The sequence below is a fragment of the Paraburkholderia sp. BR10936 genome (assembly GCF_040965735.1).
Classification (GTDB): Bacteria; Pseudomonadota; Gammaproteobacteria; order Burkholderiales; family Burkholderiaceae; genus Paraburkholderia; species Paraburkholderia nodosa_A.
The window spans coordinates 14,853-33,189 of the sequence record NZ_JBFRCM010000021.1; the positions used below are offsets into that span (position 1 = coordinate 14,853).

Genomic DNA, 18,337 nt, shown 5'->3' on the forward strand with positions numbered 1-18,337 from the left:
TTGCACCCTTCCCGCTCAGCGCTTCGCGGGCACATCGATGCCCGGGAAAATCTTGATCACGGCCGAATCGTCTTCGCCGCCGTGACCTGCCGTCGAGGCCATCATGAACATCTGATGCGCAGCCGCCGACAACGGCAGCGGAAACTTCGAGCGTCGCGCGGTATCGAGCACGAGGCCGAGATCCTTGACGAAGATGTCGACGGCCGACAGCGGCGTGTAGTCGCCGTTGAGAATGTGCGGCACGCGGTTTTCGAACATCCACGAGTTGCCGGCGCTGTGCGTAATCACGTCGTAGAGCGCATCGGGATCGACGCCTTCGCGAAGACCGAGCGCCATCGCCTCGGCGGCGGCGGCGATGTGCACGCCCGCGAGCAACTGGTTGATGATCTTCACCTTCGAGCCCGCGCCATGCTGCTCGCCCAGCCGGTACACCTTGCCCGCCATCGCGGCGAGCACGTCCTCGCACGCGGCATACGCGGCGGCGGGCCCGGACGTCATCATCGTCATTTCGCCCGATGCCGCGCGCGCCGCGCCGCCCGATACGGGTGCATCGAGCAGTTGCAGGCCGGCCGCTTCCACACGGCGGCCGAGGTCGATCGCGAAGTCGGGCGCAACCGTCGCGCACGCAATCACGACGCCGCCCGGCTTCATCGAATGCACCGCACCTTTCTCGCCGAACAGCACCGTTTCCGTTTGCGCGGCATTGACGACGAGCGTGACGACCACGTCGCACCGCGCGCCAAGCTCGGCGGGACTCGCGCAGGCCGTGCCGCCGGCGGCCACGAACTGGTCGAGCACTTCGCGGCGCACGTCGCATGCATGGACGTTGAAACCGCCGCGCAGCAGCGAACGCGCGACACCCATGCCCATCGCGCCCAGACCGATCACTCCGACATTTCTCGACATACCTTTTCCTCTACGAACAGGGCCGCAGACAGTGCGCCGCGGATTGCGCGAGCGAATGCATCTGCGAACTCAGCCGATACCGGCTTCGGCCAGACGGCGCGCCGCGTTGTACATGTGGGTTTGCGCGGCATTGCGCGCGGCCATCGGGTCGCCTGCGCGGATCGCGGCGGCGATCGCGGCGTGTTCGTCGCGCACCTGCCGCGAGAAGTCCTCGCGCAGCGCCTCGTTGCGGCGCGTGATGACCGTGCCCGCTTCGAGGTATTGATTGAGAAACGTCAGCGTCTTCAGAAAGTACGGATTGCCCGTCACGCTGGCGATCGCGCGGTGAAACGCGACGTCTTCGGCAACGCCGTCGCGGCCCTCGGCGACGGCCTCATCGATCTTCTTGAGTGCGGCGTCGATCGCCATCATGTCGGCGTCGGTGCGGCGCATGGCGGCTTCCGCCGCGACTTCGGCTTCGATCGCGCGGCGCACCGCGAGGATCTGCAGCACCGATCCGCCTTCCATCGCTTCGGCGTAGTCAATGCGCAGCGGCCGGATCGCGCCATGCGCGGCCACGTACACGCCGCTGCCCTGACGCGGCTCGACCACGCCTTCGTTCTTCAGACGCGAAATGGCCTCGCGGATCACCGTGCGGCTGACGCCGAACTCCAGGGCGAGCACGGCTTCCGTCGGCAGCTTGCCGCCGCGCGCGAACGTGCCCTTGTCGATCTGTGCGAGCAGCTGTTGCGCGACCGTGTCGCTCAGCGCCCGGTTGGGAATCTTCTCGAACATATCAGCAGATTTGCCATGTCATAGGGTCATCATACAAATTTTAGGACATGGGTCTGCACTGGGGAGAACCCTTAAAGCTAACCCCGGGTGTCACACGGCGCATTTCGGAAAGCGCGCCGCCATGCGCTCATTCAGGAAGGTCGTCAATTTCGAGATCGAGGAGCGCCATGCTCATCGACTTGCCGTGCGCATCCAGCGCCAGCGAACGCGTCACGCCCCCACCCAGCGCGTTGCCGAGGACGAAATTGAACGCACCGAGAAGCGGCAGTTCGTAGCGCACGACCTCGCCTTTGACGACATCGGCGAGATGCGCCTTGACGCGCTCCGGCGTCAAGACGTTGCGCAGATGGGCGTAGTGCTTCGCGTCGTGGCAAATCACCGAAATATTCAGCGTATTGCCTTTGTCGCCAGTGCGGCCATGGGCCAGTTCACGCAGTTTCATCGCTTGCCTCGACAACCTGGAATACCGGATTTACCTGTTCGCGTGGCAGCAAGACAGACTGCACGGCGAGCACCTCCCGAGTCGATTTCGTGACGCCCCCGCCGCCCGCGGGTCCGTTGGTGTAGAGCGTTTCGACCTCGTTGCCGATGCGCGCCGCTTCCTTTGCGTTCGCCGCGCGCCCTGCCACGCGAACGCGCACTTCGTACGGCGCGTCGTGACGTGCCGCGAGGGCGTCGCCATAGAGCGCATTCACGCCGATCAGGTCAAAACGCAGTTCGCTCGTGTCGACGCCCGTGGTCGCGAGGCGCTCCCGGACGATGTCGAGCGCTAGTCGCGCACGTTCAACCGCGCCCGGTCCGCCGTAGGAAATCTGCCCCTCTCCGATATAGCCGTCGACATACGCGACCGATACCTTCAGTGTCCCCGTGCGTGTACTGCCGCGTCCGCCCGTCACGCGCACGCGGTCTTGCGCCTCTTCCACGACACGCACCCCGCTGAAGTCAGCGACGACATCGGGCTGAAAGTAGCGTTGCGGATCGTGAATCTCGTAGAGCAATTGTTCCTTGCATGTCGCCTCGGTCACGCGGCCGCCCGCATGCGACACCTTCGTCACGACGACGCTGCCATCGGCGCCGACTTCGCCGATCGGAAAGCCTAGCCGCGCGAGATCCGCTACGTCCTTGTAACCGGGATCGGCGAAATACCCGCCTGTCACCTGTCCCGCGCATTCGAGCAAATGACCGACGACGGTCGCCTGCCCGAGCGTATTCCAGTCGTCCATGCGCCAGCCGAACTCGTGAATGAGCGGCGCGGCGAACAACGACGGGTCCGCGACGCGACCCGTGAGCACGATATCCGCGCCCGCCGCGAGCGCCTCCACAATCGGCGCTGCGCCGAGATACGCATTTGCCGAAACGATGCGGTCCGTGTAGGCGCCGACATCGTCGCCGGACTCTTCGAAGCGCAGTTGGGAACGCAGGACGACATCGAGCACATCGTCACCGGTAACTGCGGCAATCTTCAGTCCGCTGAGTCCAAGTTCCTGCGCAATCCGCGCCGTCTTGATCGCCGCCGCGCGTGCATTGGCCGCGCCCATGTTCGAAATGATCCGTACGCGGTTGCGCACGGCGACCGGCAGTACGGCGCGCATGCGGGCTTCGAGCAGCGGATCGTAGCCGAGAGCGGCATCGTGACGGCGCGTTTGTTGGGCGATCGCGACCGTGCGTTCCGCGAGGCATTCGAATACGAGGTAGTCCAGCGCGCCATGCTCGGCGAGTTCGACAGCGGGTTCGATGCGGTCGCCCGAGTAGCCTGCACCCGCGCCTATCCGTACGCGCCTTGGTGATTCGGTCCGGTTCATGACTTCTGCCACTCCTCTTTACAGCGGAAACACGCCCAGCACGACGCACGCGATCGTCATGACGATCGACGCGCCGAACAGCAGCGGAAACGTGAACTTCTGATGATCCGCGAGATCGATTCCACACAGGCCGACGACGAGAAACGTCGCGGGCGTGAGCGGGCTCACGGGAAAACCGGTGGTCATCTGGCCGAGCAGCGCGGCCTGCCCGATGTGCACCGCCGGCACGCCGAGCTGCGACGCCACTTCGGCGATCACCGGCAGCACGCCGAAATAAAACGAATCGGGGTCGAAGAGCATCGAGAGCGGCATCGACAGCACGCCGAGCACGACCGGAATGTGCCCCGCAAACGCAGGCGGCACGAAACCGACCGCGGCCTGCGCCATCGCCTTGAGCATGCCGCTGCCCTGCATGATGCCGGTGAACACGCCCGCTGCGAGCAGAATACCCGCCATCATCAGCGCGGCGCGCGCGTGGGCGTCGATGCGCTTGCGCTGCATGTCGACGTTCGGGTAATTCACCATCAGCGCGACGCACAAGCCCACCATGAACATGATCGCGGGCGGAATTTTCTCGCCCATCACGACCATCGTGCCGAGCACGACGATCGTCAGCACGATGTTGAACCAGAAGTGCTTCGGGCGGCGCAGCGCCTGTTCCTCGGGTGTGAGCTCGCGTTTGGGTAGCGGAACTGTGCCGCTGGCGGAAGAATAGCCGAGGCGCTTTTCCTCGCGCCGGCCGAGCCACCAGGCCATGCTGAACACGAACACGAGGCCGATCGCCTGGACCGGAATCAACGGATTGAAAAGCGCCGAAATCGGCAGATGCAGCGACGCCGATGCGCGGATCATCGGCCCTGTCCACGGCAGGAAGTTGATGCCGGCCGCCATCGAAACGGCCGCCGCGAGCACGCGCTTGTCCATGTTCAGGCGCTCGTATAGCGGCAGCATGGCCGGGATGGTGACGAGAAAGCAGACCGCGCCCGAGCCGTCGAGGTGAATGAGCAGCGCGAGCAGCGTCGTGCCCACCACGATGCGCGTCGGCTTGGTGCCGACCGTGCGCAGGATGCGGTCGATGATCGGATCGAGCGTGCCCGCATCCGTGATCGTGCCGAAATAGAGAATCGCGAACACGAACATGCCGACGACGGGCGCGAGGCCTTTCAATCCGTCGATGACGAACTTGCTCGTCTGAAAGCCGAATCCGCCGATCAGGGACGCGACGATCGGCACGATGATGAGCGCGACGAGCGGCGACATACGTTTTGAAAGAATCGCGGCCAGCAGCACCACGATCGTCACGAGCCCCAGCAAAGGCAGCATGTTGTGTCTCCAGTCTTGTCTTTTAGTGCGGACCAGCGTAAGTTCGGCGCTTCAATAACGCAATTGAAATGAATTGATCGTAGCAATCACAGTTCGTTATGGATCTCAATCTACGCGACATTCGTGCTTTCGTGACCGTGGCGCACGCGGGCAACTTCACGCGCGCGGCGGCGCGGCTGCATTTGTCGCAGCCCGCGCTGACCGTGCAGATTCGACGCCTCGAGGAAACGGTGGGTGCGCGTTTGTTCGATCGCAACAGCCGCAGCGTTGCGCTGACCCAGACGGGCCGCGAATTGCTGCCTATCCTGACGCGATCGCTAAGCGATATGGAGCAGGCTCTTAGAGATGCGCGCGCGCTCGGCGACGGGTCGAGCGGCACGGTGCGACTCGCGTGCCTGCCGACCTTCGCCGCCAGCGCGCTGCCCGAGTTGATCCGGGCGTTTCGCCAGCGCGTGCCCCAGGCGCGGTTTCAGGTTCGCGATGTCGTCGCGAGCGCTGTCAACGCGCTCGTGCGCAATGAAGAGGTGGATATCGGTCTGACGGGCGGGCACAGCGTCGATGCGACGCTCGATGTCCTGCAGACGGGCGAAGACCGGCTGGTGATCGTGTGCCCGAAGACCCACCCGCTAGCCCGCAAGCGCAAGGTGACGGTCGACGACTTCGCTTCGATGCCGCTCGTGCTGACCGCGCCGGGAACGAGTGTGCGCGCTGTCGTAGACGCCGCGCTGGCGAACGCCCGTTGCACGCCCGATATCGCGTGCGAGCCGATGTACATGATGACCGCCGTTGCGATGGTGCGCGGCGGCCTCGGGATCTCGGTCCTTCCGGAGTCCGCGCGCGAAGTGCACGCGGAGCGAGGTCTCGTTATGCGGCCGATCGATGATCCGGCATTCGTGCGCCCGATTGCGCTTGTCAAGAAACGTGGACGGACGCTGCCTCGTGTGACGGAGGATTTTGTCGATACGGTCGATCTTGGGGGCAAGGCGGCGGGGTAACGCGGCCTACACGTAGCGGTCGGCCCTCTGCACTGTCGTTCCGAAAATGGCGAGCAGTCGTTCGCGCTTGTCTGGTATGGGTGTGCCGTCCCAATCGGTGCGGCTCAACGACCGCCGCCGCGCCCCGTTCGTACCGTTAAACGATTCGAAACCGCTCTGACGCCGCGAACTGATCTTGCCGCGATACTGGCCCGCTCGATCTGCGAGCGCTGTGGTACCCACCCAGTCAGCGTAACGATGCCACCGCGCACCTGTACGTGAATATTCATCGAGTTCACCCCAGGATTGCGCACGAGGGCCCGACGGACGTCGCCAGCCAGCATGGCATCGGACCTCCGTCGCGGCGCGGACGTCGCAACCGCCGCCGTTTGTGCGGACGTGTCGACAGCTGGACTTACGCTTGTTTGTGCGCTGGCACGGGGCACGCCGCCCGCGATGGCAAATGCCAGCGTGACACAAACGACTTGTCCTCCAAGGCGACTTCCCATGCTCCCCCCAGTGTCGACTTACGAACGGCACCTCGCGATGAATGTTCTCGCGCGAGCCCAACAGCGTGCGCAACGCCAGGACGGACACCCGGCGTGCTCATACGTGAATGTCGTCACTGCTCAATATAGCCTCTCGTCGCACACACGAGGGGCCGTTCGCCAGTAGGCGTACCGCAGGGAAGATTACATGCGACGTAATTGCTCGAAATCGTCGCGAATCGATCATTTCCGCTGTCCGGTCGAGCGCGATTGCACATCGATCGCAACGGACCGTTTGTTCTCATACATACGGAAAGACCATGAGGGGTGGATTGCTCCGCGGTTGGCGAGAGGTGCGAGGCACGCGTCCCGTGACTGATTCGCTTCGCTGATTACCAGCGATGTAATTGGCGAGGCTCGTTTCTCTCACTAATCTGTGCTTGTCGCCTGATCGATATCAGCGATACCTTCCACTTTCAAGGAAATACCGTGGCTCACTTCCCCATCTATACGCTCGAATCCGCACCTGAACAATCGAAGCCCGCGCTGAACGGGCTTGCCCAGGCCTTCGGCATGGTGCCAAATATCGCTGGCGCAATTGCCGGCTCGCCGAAGCTGATCAATGGCCTCGTCGGCCTGTTTCAGCAGGCGCATGGCGGCAACTTTTCCGAAGCACACGTCCAGACGCTGCTGCTCACCAATGCGGTGACCAATGGCGCCACCTGGCCGGTCGCATTCCACTCGTGCCTCAGTCTCAAGGAAGGCCTGAGCGAGGCCGACGTGCAGGCGATCCGCGAACGCCGCCTTCCGCAGGACCCGAAACTCGCGGCGCTCTCGCGTCTGGCACGCACGCTGATCGAAAAGCGCGGCCACGTCGACGATCACGACATCGCTGCGTTCACCGAAGCTGGCTTCGATCAGGCACTCGTGCTCGACGTCATCCTCGTGGTCGCCGCCTCGACGATCACGAACTACACCGCGAGCGTCACCCAGCCGCCCCTCGAAGAAATGTTCCAGCCCTACGCGTGGAAGGCGTGAAGCGAGTTTGAGCGGCGGGAGCACCACCCAAACCCGCCGCCGCAGAATGCCTCGTTCGAGCCCTTTCCCCGTCGGGAAAGGGTCTTCGATCCGGTTCCTCTAAACCAGGGTATCGACCGCCCAACCAGTTGCGCAGGCTCCTGGCACGTTGGTTGAAGACTGCGTGCGAATCGCAGGCGCGCACCCTATGCTTACACCCATGTCACAAAACGTTTTATTCGCACTCTTAATCATATATGGTTTTCCAGGGAGTTCGGCATCAAAACGCGCGCAGTTCGAGTCGCGGTCTCTTTCGCGATCCTGCAGCGGCGATCGTTGAAGGGCAGAGGCCAGTCATGAAGGACGTGAGCGCACCCACGGCAGCTTCGTTTCCCTACACACTCCTCGTTGCGTGCAATCGTGGCTGACTGAAAAAAACCGTATCGCGCGCCCGCCTCATCGAAGCGCCTCGATTACCCGTGAGGTAATTGAATTGCAGTCGCGCGATCAATATGATTCGCTTACGTTCTCGGGAAGAGGAAAAGGAACAGTACACCAGCCAGACAGGACGATCGGTCGATCATGGAAAGACGAAATCAGGTATGCGAAACATTTCAGCGAATCAGCGACAAAGTCGCCTTCGACATCAAGTGGGAAGGCGTTGCCCGGGTTGTCCGACCGTGGTCTATACGTTGGAGAATTCAAATGGATGAATTTCGTGATAAGGGGCTCTCTCATCCCCTGGTAGCAGGAGCCGCGATCTATCTCACCGAGGTCATGACGAGTGTCGATTCGAGTGTCGGTCGCGCATTGATCGTTGTGGCCGGCGGGCTAGCGCTTCAGCTCTATCGCAAGTTCACGCGATGCAATTGCCGCGTCGAGTAACTCCGCACCGGCTCAGCGCGGCGAGACGACAATTGCGACCCGGCGGTTTTGTGCTCGCACGATCGATCGTCGGTGTTAGGTGGATTGGATGGGTCCTGTCGTCGGCAAATGCGTCAAGCGGCGAGTGATGGTTTGTATGCCTGCACACGGATTCCAGGAAAATCGCTTAAGACGCCTTGTGGATCCAGCCGAATGGATCTGCAATCTTGCCGCGCTGAATACCGGTGAGCGTAGTGCGAATTCGTTGTGTGACAGGTCCTTCGCCACCCTCACCGATCTTGAATTCGCCCGCAGCGTGACGAACCTCTCCGATGGCCGTCACGACCGCCGCCGTACCGCAGGCGAAGGCCTCCTTGACGCGACCGCTGATCGCATCGGCTTGCCACGATGCGAATGCATAAGGCTCTTCGGAAACTGTGATGCCCTCCCGTTTGGCCAGCTCAATAATGGAAGCACGCGTAATACCGGGCAAGATGGTGCCCGAGAGCGGAGGTGTACGCAGGGTGCCGTCGTCCATCACGAAGAACACGTTCATGCCGCCCAGCTCTTCGATCCATTTGTGTTCCGCAGCGTCAAGGAACACGACCTGGTCGCAGCCTTTCGCGGCCGCCTCGGTTTGCGCAATCAGGCTGGCGGCATAATTTCCGCCGCACTTGGCCGCGCCTGTTCCACCTGGTGCCGCGCGGGTATATTGGTCGGAGACCCAAACAGTGACCGCCGTCTTGCCCGCCTTGAAATACGGCCCAACGGGCGAAGCGATAACACAGAACAGATATTCGTTGGCGGCGCGCACCCCGAGAAAACTCTCCGTTGCAAACATGAAAGGCCGCAGGTACAAACTGCCATCGCCGCCAGGAACCCAGTCCCGATCGATCTTCACGAGTGCATCCACTGCGCCGACAAAGAGTGCTTCGGGGAGTTCTGCCATGGACATGCGCGCTGCCGACGCGCGAAACCGCCTGGCATTCTCGTAAGGCCTGAAAAGCGAGATCGAGCCGTCGTCGCCGCGATAGGCTTTCATGCCTTCAAAAATCTCCTGCGCGTAGTGCAGGACAGCGCAGGCGGGGTCAATCTGAAACGGCCGACGCGGCTCAATCTTCGCGTCGTGCCAACCAAGGGCACTTGTCCATCGGACAGTCGCCATGTGATCGGTGAACACGCGACCAAATACCGGGTTGGCAATGCTCGCGGTGATCTCATCGTGTGCGGTCGGTGTCGTGCTGGGCGAAATAACAAACTGGGCAATCGTTTCAGTATTCATGGTTTCTTCGAGCTATGACGAAAATAACGCGGTCGCAGGGTTCCTGCTGTCCGGCGGTTTGCGATGTGAAAGCCTTGGTCGCTGACCGTCATGAATGCGCGCTGCCGCAATTCACGCCCTCGCCCTGACGTGCCAGGGCAACCAGCGCGCCATCGGAAACGATGGCCTCACGATCGGCGAGAGCCTTGAAGCGCGCGAACGCTGCATTCAATTCTGCATCGCTATCCATCATGACACCAAGCTCACTCAGGCGCTGTTTGAAGGCAGTTCGACCAGAAAGCTTCCCGAGCACGATCCTGTTTGCGCTCCAGCCTACATCTTCCGCGCGCATGATTTCGTAAGTATCGCGCGCTTTGAGCACACCGTCCTGGTGGATGCCGGACGCATGAGCGAACGCGTTAGCGCCGACTACCGCCTTGTTGGGCTGCACCGCAAATCCGGTAATCTCCGAGACCAACTGTGAAGCCGTGACAATCTGGCTCGTATCGACGCGCACGTCGAGGTCGAAGTGATCTCTCCGGGTCTTGACCGCCATGACGACTTCCTCGAGCGCCGTATTCCCTGCCCGTTCGCCAAGTCCGTTGATCGTGCACTCGATCTGCCTTGCGCCGCCCGATTTGACCGCGGCTAGTGAGTTCGCCACCGCGAGGCCAAGATCATCATGACAGTGCACCGAAAAAACCGCCCGGTCTGAATTTGGAATGCGCTCGCGTAGTTCGCGGATCAGTGCCGCATAACTTCCGGTATGGCATAGCCAACGGTATCGGGTACGTTGATCGTAGTTGCGCCTTCGGCAATCACACCCTCCAGCACCCGGCACAGAAAGTCCATATCTGAGCGACTGGCGTCTTCCGGCGAGAACTCGACGTCATCGGTGAAACTGCGCGCCTGACGCACTGCGCGGCGCGCCTGCTCGTACACCTGGTCGGGCGACATACGGAGTTTTTTCTCCATATGCAGCGGCGATGTCGCGAGAAAGGTATGGATGCGAAAACGTCTGGCTGGCCGCAGCGCTTCGGCCGCACGTGAAATGTCACGCTCGTTCGCGCGTGCGAGAGAACAGATCATGCTGTCTTTCACTTCGCTTGCGATAGCGCGCACTGCCTCGAAATCGCCATCAGAACTCGCTGCGAAGCCCGCCTCGATCACGTCGACCCGCATACGCTCGAGTTGCATCGCGATGCGGAGTTTTTCTTCTTTTGTCATCGACGCACCCGGCGACTGCTCTCCGTCCCGCAAGGTGGTATCGAAAATGATGAGTTGTTCTGCCATGCCAGTCTCCTGTAGGGATCGGCAACTGCATTGATCAGGGAATGGGGGGTAACCTTTCCCGCTTGCCGACGCTGGATCACAGCGCCCGACCGTTCGCGATTATAGCCAACGATATTTCAGGTGAACCTGGGGTCAACCCGCAACTTCAAAAGCCCGGTGGCGAGCTAATGGGCGGACCGGATGGGGACCTGCAGCACGACCGTCGCGTCGGGAAGCGGATGTGCGGGGCGAGATTGGGAAGCAACCCACGAGCGAGGCGAACTGTTCGCCTCGCGGATTTCATCCACGCGCTCGTGGCACGACGCCTTGTTCATTTAGATAAGTATTCTTATCACAAGGCATTCATTCAATGTGAAAACATTCCATATTGAAAACGCGTCACGCCTCCAGGGGGCCGCGCCGGAGCACCCAGGAATCAATTGAGGCAACCGCCTCCGGCACGCCCTCAACTGCGCACCGGGTCCAAAATATGCGCTGTTTCCATCAAGCGACAGCGCGCAAAACCGGGAGTGGTGTGATGAATCAGGAACGCAGAGCGAAGATCGAGGCGGTGGCGGGCAGGCTCATTCAGGAAGTGATGACGACCGGCCTCACATGGGATGAGGCGGTCGCTGTATTTGGCCTTGCCGCGAAGGCCACGGCACAAGCTGCAGTACGTCTCGGGGCCGGCACGCCCGCGGATTGCCTTACGGTGGCGCGCATTCGGTTCGAGGACGCCTTCGCGCAGGACGTGCGGGTGGTCGTTACGGAATCCGCCACCCAGTAGCGCCCACGTCGACCACGCTCGAGTCAGGGTTTCGTCTCGGCAAACTGGACTCGCAACTCGCGGATGCGATCGAGATCCTGCGCCACATCGCTATATAGCCGCGCCACCACGGCGTTCACATCAGCGGGCAAATTCCTTTCAAGCGCACTATGAAACCGCTTCTCCGCGGTATCTTCGCCCTTTTCGCAATCTGCAAGGATGGCGTCGTCGGTGCGGGTGCCAACCGCGGATTTCACATTGAGCCAGCCGCGATGCAACGCGCCCGCGACGCTGCCGCCGTTTTCCGGCTTGCCGCCAAGCTTCACGACGAGTTCCTGCAACTGGCGCGCGCCACGCGAGCAGTGCACGGCACTTTCGAGCAGCGCTTCGTTCACGCTTGCGTGCTGTGCCCCGTCGGCTGCTTTCGTGAATTCGTGCTCGCCGTCCTTTGAAGTTTCGATCAGCTCGTTCAGCATGGCAATGACAGTGGTCGTCATGGGTTCGCTCCCGTCGAATAAACGCGTGAAAAGCTCCATGTTTTCGCATACGCCATGCCCGAACCGTCCTGCCAGGGGTACGATCGCGCCCGGCGCAACCTATGAGAGTTTCACCGCGTCGTGCCCCCGTACCTTCATCCCATTCGTCCTTAGCGAATCCCGCGCTTGATGAGCGGAATGAGCGAGTCGATCGTCGCGGGTGTCTGCACACCGGCGCCGGTGTTGATGGTCAGTCCCGCGAAGTGATAAGCCGCCGAGAGCACGCACTGCGTAACCGGCAGAAAGCCCTGCAGATAAAGCTGCTGATCGAGCGTCGCGGTGATGAATTTGCTCTGCAGCCCGGAAATCGTGGCAGGCGCCAGATCGATGCCGCCCACGATGATTTGCCCCGGCTTCTTGCCGGCCTGCTGGAGCGCCTGCGGAATGAACCCGGTCACGCCGCCGTGCTGGGTGCCGATGGCCTTCAGATCAGGGTGCGCCTGGATAAAGGCGACCAGGATCGGCACGGCGAGCGATGAATCGGAATCCACCTGCGGCGAGATATTGAGCCGGGTCACCTTCACACCGGCCTTTTCCAGCGTCTCGGCAAGGCCGCGGTCGGACTGGCTGCGCACACTCTCGTTGAAGACGCCATACTCGAGCGCCTCGTCGCCCTTCTTGAGCCCGGCGCTCAGCATGGCCTGAGCGGTAATCTGGCCGCCAACGTAGAGTTCGACGCCGGCGTAGCCGAAGCCCTTCGCGTCGTAGAGCTTCTGGTTATCGGGCAGCGGCGTATTGCCGACGGTCACGATGATGCCCTGGTCGACCGCCTGCTTGATCAGCGGGGCGAAGGCCGGATCGCCCGGGTGGCCCATGATGCCGATACACGTCGGCTTTGCCGCCATCGCCTGGCGGAACTGCGCAAGCATCGTCTCCGGGCTCCAGGCCGAGAACTGCTCGATCACCTTGATGCCGAAGGCGTGTCCCGCATCGGCAGCCCCCGTCTGACGTGGCAATGTCGCGCCGTCGCCGGGGTTTCCGCCCATCTGCATATACATCGTCATACCGGCGCCGAGTTGCCCTGACGTGGTCGGATCGGTCGCGCCGGCGTTCATCGAAAGGCCGAACGCAAGCACGCCCGCCCCCAGGAGGAATCCCGTCATGATCTTGTTCATCTCTCTCTCCTATCTCCTGATTTAACGGCTTTATCACCTCCCAAGCCTGAATCTTTCGCGCAACGCGCGCAGCCTGGCGGGATTCTCGACCAACAGATGCAGGATCACGGCGACGATGAACACCACCCCTTCGATCGCCTGTACCCAGAAGCCGGCGATGCCTGTCGCAACGATGCCGGCCTCCAGCATGCCAATCACGAAGGTGCCGAAGAAAGTCCCTACGATCGTCGCCGTGCCGCCGAACACCGAAGTTCCGCCGATGAACACGCCGGCCAGCGCCGGCAGCAGGTAGCCTTGCCCCTGGGTCGAGAAATAGTTCAGGTTCTCGAGCGTGAGCAGAACCGTGGCGAAACCGGCCAGTACACCCATCAGCGTGAACAGCTTCACCGTCTCACGCAGCACATTGATGCCCACGACCTTCGCTACGTTGCGGTTGTCTCCGATGAACAGCACGTGCTCGCCAAAACGGTGGCGATTGAGGATGAACCACATGAATATTGCGAGCCCGAGCGCCCAGAGCGCTTGCATCGGGAGGACGCCGAACAACGTGCCCGTGAAGACTGCATAGGCTGAACCGCTGGCGAGCTGCTGTAGCGCATAGGAGAGCCCGCCGGAAAGAATCGAAGCAACACCTGCCCAGAGGAACTGCGTGCCGATCGTCACGATGATCGAGGGCATCCCGACCACCGCGACCAGCACCCCATTCACCACGCCGACCAGCGCGCCGCCTGCCAACGCCGCAACAATGGCTAGCCACGCGGATCCGGTGGTATTCACGCACCAGGCGAACAGAAAGCCCGAGAATGCCATCACCGAAGGGAAGGACAGATCGATCTCCCCCGCCGCAATCACCAGCGTCAGCCCGATCGCCAGCACCACGAGCGGCGGCACAGTGGTCAGGAAGGAGAAGTAGATTGGCCAGCCCAAAAACACGCGCGGTGCCGTTGCCATGAACAGGCCGACCACCAGCGCGAATACGACCAGGCTCGGCAAGCCCTCCATGCGGGCAAATCCCGGCAGACGCAAACCCACCGGGCGCACCGGCCGTTTTTCCTTGATCGGATCGCTCACGTCTTTGTCCCCGCAACCGGCGCCGGTCCGTGCCCGCTCTGCTGCAGCGAAATCAGATACCGCGTTAGATCCTCGAGGCTCATCTCGCCTGACTTGATATCCGCGACGATGCGGCCGCGATCGAGCACGACCAGCCGATCGGCTAGCTCGTGCACATGGGCGAGGTTATGTTCGATGTAAATGCAGGCGCGCCCGGACTCCTTAATGGAGCGCACGAAGTCGAGAACCTTGCGCACCTCGCTGATGGCAAGTGCCACCGTGGGTTCATCGAGAATGATCAGATCGCTGTCGAAATACATCGCCCGTCCGATCGCGATGCCCTGGCGCTCGCCACCGGAGAGTTTCGCAATCAACGAATCCGCGTCGATCCCCACGCCGCGAAAACCGAGCTGTTGCTTGAGAATATCGTTGGCAATGCGCCGTTCTTCGGCGACATTGATGAAGCCGAGCCGATTGGTGATCTGCCGGCCGACAAAAAAGTTACGCCACAGCGGTTGCTTCTCGCCGAGCGATTTCTCCTGATACACCGTCTCGAAGCGCAACCGGTGTGCCTCGCGCACGGAAAAGCGGCTCCAGTCGACCTCTTCGTCGCGAATGAACAGCTTGCCCGTGCTCGGCCGCACGACACCGGTCAACACCTTGATGAGCGTCGATTTGCCCGCGCCGTTATCGCCGATCAGGCCGACGATCTCGTTGCGGCCAATGGCGAGGTCGATGCCGGAAAGCGCGCGTATCTTGCCGTAGGACAGGCTGATGCCCTGCGCGCGCACGATATGCCGCCAGTCGCTCGCAGCGGGCGCGGCATCGCTCGCCGTCACGCTGCGCTCCGGCTCGAATGAACCACAGAGATGTTGTGTACGACGATAGCCATAAAACTTTCCCCTTTGCTTATCGCTCGCCGCCTCAACTTACCTGGAAAAGTCTCTGGAATATAGTAAGACTAACAGTCAAAGTCTAGTTCAAGAATCGCCTCGCGAGACCGCTTGTTTCATCGGGAAATTACTAGTCCTGGGCATCCGGATAACGGAATGTAAGGGACTTGGGCACGTCCACGATTGATAGCAAACTTCGCGCGCGTGACCTGACACGGTGGCCCGTGCAGGAGGCACGACAGCACCGTTCGCTACCACGGCGTCGAGGTCGACAACGTGCTTGAGATGGTCAACAATCACCGGGCCCGCCACTGCCAGTTTCGACCGCCACGAATGAATCCACCTGAATTCACACTTCGCGCAGCGACGCCCGCCGACGAGCCATTTCTGTTCGCTTTGCGCAAGGCAACGATGACCGAGCACCTGGAACGTGCTGGCGAATCCACCGACGAGCACACACATTGGGAGCGTCTTCGCTATCGCTACGGCGACGCTTATGTCATCTGTTGCGGGTCGGAAAAACTCGGACTCTTCAAGTTCTTTCGCGACGTCGATGAATGGACCATCGTACAAATCCAGATCCTGCCCGAACATCAGGGTCGCGGTATCGCGGCCCATCTGCTCGGTGAATTTCTAAGCCACGCAGACGACGCTCACGTCCCTGTCAAACTCAGTGTTCTGAAGGGCAACCGGGCCATTAGCCTTTACCAGCGCTTTGGGTTTCACGTGGTCGACGCGACTGACACGTCGTTGCTGATGAGGCGGCGGTAACGCCGCCGCTACATGAAATTGCGCGTATGCAGCGCCGCAAGCTGCTTCGCCTGGGCCGGCTCGAAGCCAAGGCGCACCAGCCTCGTGTAGCGGCTATCGGCCATTTCGCGCATCAAGGTTTGAACCTGCGCGTAGCCTCGCGCCACGGCCGCCGGCGTCAACTCGCCCGCGGCGATCAGGATCAGCGCGTCGAATACCTCTTCATTGAGACCCGCGGTGCCCTCCAGTGCGTCATGACGTTGCTCGACCGCGTGGGCCAGACGCGAACGCAGGCGCGGCTCGCTGTTGAGCCGGTAAAGCAGATGGGACATGCCCAGGGCGACATGGCGGGCCTCGTCACTGAGCGCCGGCGTCGAAACCCAGCGACTCAATATCGATAAGCGGGCTCGGCGATTCGGCCTTGGTCGTCATAGAAAGCCTCTTCCGTTACCGCACGCTCGAGCAATGCGTAGCCACTGGCGCGGCCGGGCAGCCACGACCTGAGACCCTCCAGTTCGAGCAACGGACGCGCCCGCGCGTCGTTCCAGTCCATCGAGCGCAGCAGGTCGCCAAAGCGCTGCGCCGCTTCCTGCGGCACGCCGGGGCTAACCGTCATGTTGCAGTGATCGAATGCGCCCGTCGTGGCGACGATGCGCGACGCGCCCGCCGGCAGCGTCCCTTCGTCGGCAAACGCCCGGAAGTTGCCTGCGATCATCCACGTGGCATCGATTTCGCCGCGCACGAGGGCGCTTGCCGCATCGCGTTCGCCGCCGATATGGTCGCCGTGCTTGCCGCCCAGCACATCGAAGCGGCGCGCGTGGTAGTCCTGGCCCGCGACGAGGCCGCCCTCGTGGCGCAGATGATCCAGCGGAATCAGCGTGGCCTGAGGCGAGTCGATCGCACCGAAGCCGATCGTGCCGCCGCGCAGGTCGGCGAGTGTCTGGACGCGACTGTCACGGCGAACCACGAGCACCGAATGCAGGTCGCGGTCCGTGTCGCGCATGGCGAGCGGCAGCACGGTCTCGCCGCGCGCCTGGGCGATGCGGCTCGCGCGTATCCAGGCAAGCGGGGAATTCCACGCGAACGCAATATCGCCTGCGAACTGGGCCTCGACCTGCGTTTCATAGTTCGAGTAAAGCAGATAGTCGATCGCGACTCCGCGTTCGGCAAACCATGCCTTGAAGCCCTCCCAGATCGTGACGACCTTGGGCGCATACGCAACGGCGCCGAGCATCAGGGGGGCATTTCGTGCGCTTGAGGACATGATGGGTGTCTCCTCATCAGGCGAGCGGCAGGCCGCACAGCACGCGGCCAACGAAGTCGTAAAGGACGTCCGAGGTCGGTCCCATGATGGAGGCGGCGCGCGCGTCGCGGAACAGTCGCTCGATGCCCACCTCTTTGCGAAAGGCCGCGCCGCCGCAAATACGCATCGCCGTATCGGTCACGGCGAGCGCGGCTTCCGCGGCTACCGCCTTCACTTCGAGTACGCGCAGCATCGCGTCGGGCCGGCCCGACGCCAGTGCGGCGAGCGTATCGTCGCGCAGCGCGCGCGCCTGATCGACGCGCAGCTGCGCGCGGGCGAGATAGGCGCGGATGGTCGGCAGGTCGGCAAGGGCACTGCCGCTCTCCGCGAAGCGGCTGCCGGTCACGTGAGGAATGGCGCGCGCCAGCGCGCCATCGGCGATGCCGATCGATGTCGACGCAACGAGGTTTGCAAACGCCGGCAATGCTTCGCCATTCATGATGTCGCCGCCGCCCCCGTCAGGGCCGAGCATCGCACTGGCCGGCACACGCAATCCTTCGGCCTGGATCGGCGCGGACGCGTTGCCGCGCAAGCCGAGGCCGTCGAAGGGCTGCGGACAGTGCAGCCCTTGCGCACGGCTGTCCACGAGCCACAGCGTACTGGCGCCATCCGCGGCCAGCGCCGGTCGCGACGACCAGACGTAGGAGTCGGCTTCGACGGCGGACGTCACCATGCTCTTGTTGCCGTTGAGCACGAAATCGTCGCCATCGGGATGCGCGGTGCCGACCGGCGCCCAGAAATGGCTGCGTGAGCCGGTCTCGGACCATGCCAGCGTGGTGAGGTGCCCGCCTTGCGCAATGGCGCGCCTCACTTCGATGGGGCCGTATTTATCGATGAGGATGGCGCCGGCGTAGTGCATGGTGACGACCATCGCGGTGGACGGGCAGTCCCGCGCGATGCGCTCGACCACCTGACACGCCTGCGCGACGCCCTGCCCCATGCCGCCGAGCTCTTCGGCGCTGACGAGTCCGAGCAGACGTGCCTCGCCTAGTGCGTCGAGGGCCGCGCGGGGAAAGCGCGCGAGCTGATCCGTTTGGGGAGCTTCGGGGGCAATAGCGGTGCGAACGAGCGGTTCCAGCACGTCGATCAAGGACATCGGAGTCTCCCGGACAGAGTTGGCGGAGACGGTCGTCCGGGTCTGTTCTGACGCCGCGCACGTGTTGCGCAGCCGAAAATGGAGGACGCGCGTGCGCCGCTCCGGTGCATCTGTCGCATGCAGACCTGCAACAACGACTCTCGCACT

19 protein-coding genes and 1 pseudogene are annotated in these 18,337 nt (G+C 62.5%); 5 read left to right on the top strand and 15 right to left on the bottom strand.

Annotated elements, in window-relative coordinates; genetic code table 11:
* Window positions 1-15 precede the first annotated feature (15 nt).
* From ltnD to AB4Y36_RS33225, 5 genes are all read right to left on the bottom strand, one after another.
* The gene (gene ltnD, locus AB4Y36_RS33205) at window positions 16-906 is read right to left on the bottom strand and encodes an L-threonate dehydrogenase (protein WP_368605280.1); all 891 of its coding nucleotides are present in this window, start codon (window positions 904-906) and stop codon (window positions 16-18) included.
* A gap of 69 nt (window positions 907-975) precedes the next feature.
* Window positions 976-1,680, bottom strand: a complete 705-nt coding sequence (locus AB4Y36_RS33210) for a FadR/GntR family transcriptional regulator (RefSeq protein ID WP_368605279.1) — start codon at window positions 1,678-1,680, stop codon at window positions 976-978.
* A 127-nt stretch (window positions 1,681-1,807) separates the two neighbouring features.
* Window positions 1,808-2,122, bottom strand: coding sequence for a hypothetical protein (locus AB4Y36_RS33215; protein ID WP_368685258.1), 315 nt, complete (start codon window positions 2,120-2,122; stop codon window positions 1,808-1,810).
* Window positions 2,109-3,482, bottom strand: coding sequence for an acyclic terpene utilization AtuA family protein (locus AB4Y36_RS33220; RefSeq protein ID WP_368685259.1), 1,374 nt, complete (start codon window positions 3,480-3,482; stop codon window positions 2,109-2,111). The genes AB4Y36_RS33215 and AB4Y36_RS33220 overlap by 14 nt, the downstream gene beginning before the upstream one ends.
* 18 nt (window positions 3,483-3,500) lie before the next feature.
* Complete coding sequence (locus tag AB4Y36_RS33225) at window positions 3,501-4,805, bottom strand: CitMHS family transporter (protein WP_368685260.1); 1,305 nt, start codon at window positions 4,803-4,805, stop codon at window positions 3,501-3,503.
* 98 nt (window positions 4,806-4,903) lie between these two features.
* On the opposite strand from AB4Y36_RS33225, the gene AB4Y36_RS33230 reads away from it, so the two are divergent.
* Entirely contained in the window at window positions 4,904-5,800 is an 897-nt protein-coding gene (locus AB4Y36_RS33230; protein ID WP_069269311.1) for a LysR family transcriptional regulator, read from the top strand.
* Window positions 5,801-5,904: 104 nt separating this feature from the next.
* Here AB4Y36_RS33230 and AB4Y36_RS33235 read toward each other — a convergent pair whose 3' ends face one another.
* On the bottom strand, window positions 5,905-6,288 hold the full coding sequence (locus AB4Y36_RS33235; protein ID WP_368615719.1) for a BON domain-containing protein: 384 nt from the start codon (window positions 6,286-6,288) through the stop codon (window positions 5,905-5,907).
* 468 nt (window positions 6,289-6,756) lie between these two features.
* Between AB4Y36_RS33235 and AB4Y36_RS33240 the strand changes: the two genes are divergently transcribed.
* Together AB4Y36_RS33240 and AB4Y36_RS33245 are read left to right on the top strand one after the other, a co-directional pair.
* Window positions 6,757-7,305, top strand: coding sequence for a carboxymuconolactone decarboxylase family protein (locus tag AB4Y36_RS33240; RefSeq protein WP_069269221.1), 549 nt, complete (start codon window positions 6,757-6,759; stop codon window positions 7,303-7,305).
* Between the two features lie 684 nt (window positions 7,306-7,989).
* Window positions 7,990-8,169: a hypothetical protein gene (locus AB4Y36_RS33245; protein WP_342947535.1), complete on the top strand. Its 180-nt coding sequence runs from the start codon at window positions 7,990-7,992 to the stop codon at window positions 8,167-8,169.
* Between the two features lie 166 nt (window positions 8,170-8,335).
* Here AB4Y36_RS33245 and AB4Y36_RS33250 read toward each other — a convergent pair whose 3' ends face one another.
* Together AB4Y36_RS33250 and AB4Y36_RS33255 are read right to left on the bottom strand one after the other, a co-directional pair.
* A complete protein-coding gene (locus AB4Y36_RS33250; protein ID WP_368685261.1) occupies window positions 8,336-9,430 on the bottom strand; it encodes a branched-chain amino acid aminotransferase in 1,095 nt (364 codons plus the stop codon).
* A gap of 133 nt (window positions 9,431-9,563) precedes the next feature.
* Window positions 9,564-10,702: pseudogene (locus AB4Y36_RS33255) on the bottom strand (2-isopropylmalate synthase); the annotation flags it as partial.
* 517 nt (window positions 10,703-11,219) lie between these two features.
* Between AB4Y36_RS33255 and AB4Y36_RS33260 the strand changes: the two are divergent.
* Window positions 11,220-11,468 carry a hypothetical protein gene (locus AB4Y36_RS33260; RefSeq protein WP_342920052.1) on the top strand — a complete coding sequence of 83 codons (249 nt, stop codon included), beginning with the start codon at window positions 11,220-11,222 and terminating at the stop codon, window positions 11,466-11,468.
* Between the two features lie 23 nt (window positions 11,469-11,491).
* On the opposite strand, the gene AB4Y36_RS33265 is transcribed toward AB4Y36_RS33260, so the two are convergent.
* The 4 genes from AB4Y36_RS33265 to AB4Y36_RS33280 form a co-directional block, all read right to left on the bottom strand.
* A complete protein-coding gene (locus AB4Y36_RS33265; RefSeq protein WP_368605274.1) occupies window positions 11,492-11,944 on the bottom strand; it encodes a PA2169 family four-helix-bundle protein in 453 nt (150 codons plus the stop codon).
* 149 nt (window positions 11,945-12,093) lie between these two features.
* On the bottom strand, window positions 12,094-13,098 hold the full coding sequence (locus AB4Y36_RS33270) for a substrate-binding domain-containing protein (protein ID WP_069263872.1): 1,005 nt from the start codon (window positions 13,096-13,098) through the stop codon (window positions 12,094-12,096).
* A gap of 33 nt (window positions 13,099-13,131) precedes the next feature.
* Complete coding sequence (locus AB4Y36_RS33275) at window positions 13,132-14,169, bottom strand: ABC transporter permease (RefSeq protein WP_256094633.1); 1,038 nt, start codon at window positions 14,167-14,169, stop codon at window positions 13,132-13,134.
* The gene (locus AB4Y36_RS33280) at window positions 14,166-14,987 is read right to left on the bottom strand and encodes an ATP-binding cassette domain-containing protein (protein ID WP_069263870.1); all 822 of its coding nucleotides are present in this window, start codon (window positions 14,985-14,987) and stop codon (window positions 14,166-14,168) included. The genes AB4Y36_RS33275 and AB4Y36_RS33280 overlap by 4 nt, the downstream gene beginning before the upstream one ends.
* A 387-nt stretch (window positions 14,988-15,374) precedes the next feature.
* Between AB4Y36_RS33280 and AB4Y36_RS33285 the strand changes: the two genes are divergently transcribed.
* On the top strand, window positions 15,375-15,812 hold the full coding sequence (locus AB4Y36_RS33285) for a GNAT family N-acetyltransferase (protein ID WP_368685262.1): 438 nt from the start codon (window positions 15,375-15,377) through the stop codon (window positions 15,810-15,812).
* 8 nt (window positions 15,813-15,820) lie between these two features.
* Here the strand turns inward: AB4Y36_RS33285 and AB4Y36_RS33290 are convergent, their stop codons facing one another.
* Genes AB4Y36_RS33290 through AB4Y36_RS33300 form a run of 3 tightly spaced genes read right to left on the bottom strand, consistent with a single transcriptional unit; the run spans window position 15,821 to window position 18,190 of the window.
* Complete coding sequence (locus AB4Y36_RS33290; protein WP_342947540.1) at window positions 15,821-16,123, bottom strand: hypothetical protein; 303 nt, start codon at window positions 16,121-16,123, stop codon at window positions 15,821-15,823.
* A 56-nt stretch (window positions 16,124-16,179) separates the two neighbouring features.
* Window positions 16,180-17,055 carry a phosphate/phosphite/phosphonate ABC transporter substrate-binding protein gene (locus AB4Y36_RS33295; RefSeq protein ID WP_368685263.1) on the bottom strand — a complete coding sequence of 292 codons (876 nt, stop codon included), beginning with the start codon at window positions 17,053-17,055 and terminating at the stop codon, window positions 16,180-16,182.
* Between the two features lie 16 nt (window positions 17,056-17,071).
* On the bottom strand, window positions 17,072-18,190 hold the full coding sequence (locus AB4Y36_RS33300; protein ID WP_069263862.1) for an acyl-CoA dehydrogenase family protein: 1,119 nt from the start codon (window positions 18,188-18,190) through the stop codon (window positions 17,072-17,074).
* Window positions 18,191-18,337 lie beyond the last annotated feature (147 nt).

Bases quoted from the DNA above. Each gene is read 5' to 3' on its own strand.
- AB4Y36_RS33295 (WP_368685263.1), bottom strand. From the start codon at position 17,055: ATGTCCTCAAGCGCACGAAATGCCCCCCTGATGCTCGGCGCCGTTGCG.
- AB4Y36_RS33220 (WP_368685259.1), bottom strand. From the start codon at position 3,482: ATGAACCGGACCGAATCACCAAGGCGCGTACGGATAGGCGCGGGTGCA.
- AB4Y36_RS33230 (WP_069269311.1), top strand. From the start codon at position 4,904: ATGGATCTCAATCTACGCGACATTCGTGCTTTCGTGACCGTGGCGCAC.
- AB4Y36_RS33225 (WP_368685260.1), bottom strand. From the start codon at position 4,805: ATGCTGCCTTTGCTGGGGCTCGTGACGATCGTGGTGCTGCTGGCCGCG.
- AB4Y36_RS33285 (WP_368685262.1), top strand. From the start codon at position 15,375: ATGAATCCACCTGAATTCACACTTCGCGCAGCGACGCCCGCCGACGAG.
- AB4Y36_RS33300 (WP_069263862.1), bottom strand. From the start codon at position 18,190: ATGTCCTTGATCGACGTGCTGGAACCGCTCGTTCGCACCGCTATTGCC.
- AB4Y36_RS33215 (WP_368685258.1), bottom strand. From the start codon at position 2,122: ATGAAACTGCGTGAACTGGCCCATGGCCGCACTGGCGACAAAGGCAAT.
- AB4Y36_RS33270 (WP_069263872.1), bottom strand. From the start codon at position 13,098: ATGAACAAGATCATGACGGGATTCCTCCTGGGGGCGGGCGTGCTTGCG.
- AB4Y36_RS33290 (WP_342947540.1), bottom strand. From the start codon at position 16,123: ATGTCCCATCTGCTTTACCGGCTCAACAGCGAGCCGCGCCTGCGTTCG.
- AB4Y36_RS33235 (WP_368615719.1), bottom strand. From the start codon at position 6,288: ATGGGAAGTCGCCTTGGAGGACAAGTCGTTTGTGTCACGCTGGCATTT.
- AB4Y36_RS33245 (WP_342947535.1), top strand. From the start codon at position 7,990: ATGGATGAATTTCGTGATAAGGGGCTCTCTCATCCCCTGGTAGCAGGA.
- AB4Y36_RS33210 (WP_368605279.1), bottom strand. From the start codon at position 1,680: ATGTTCGAGAAGATTCCCAACCGGGCGCTGAGCGACACGGTCGCGCAA.
- AB4Y36_RS33260 (WP_342920052.1), top strand. From the start codon at position 11,220: ATGAATCAGGAACGCAGAGCGAAGATCGAGGCGGTGGCGGGCAGGCTC.
- ltnD (WP_368605280.1), bottom strand. From the start codon at position 906: ATGTCGAGAAATGTCGGAGTGATCGGTCTGGGCGCGATGGGCATGGGT.
- AB4Y36_RS33250 (WP_368685261.1), bottom strand. From the start codon at position 9,430: ATGAATACTGAAACGATTGCCCAGTTTGTTATTTCGCCCAGCACGACA.
- AB4Y36_RS33265 (WP_368605274.1), bottom strand. From the start codon at position 11,944: ATGACGACCACTGTCATTGCCATGCTGAACGAGCTGATCGAAACTTCA.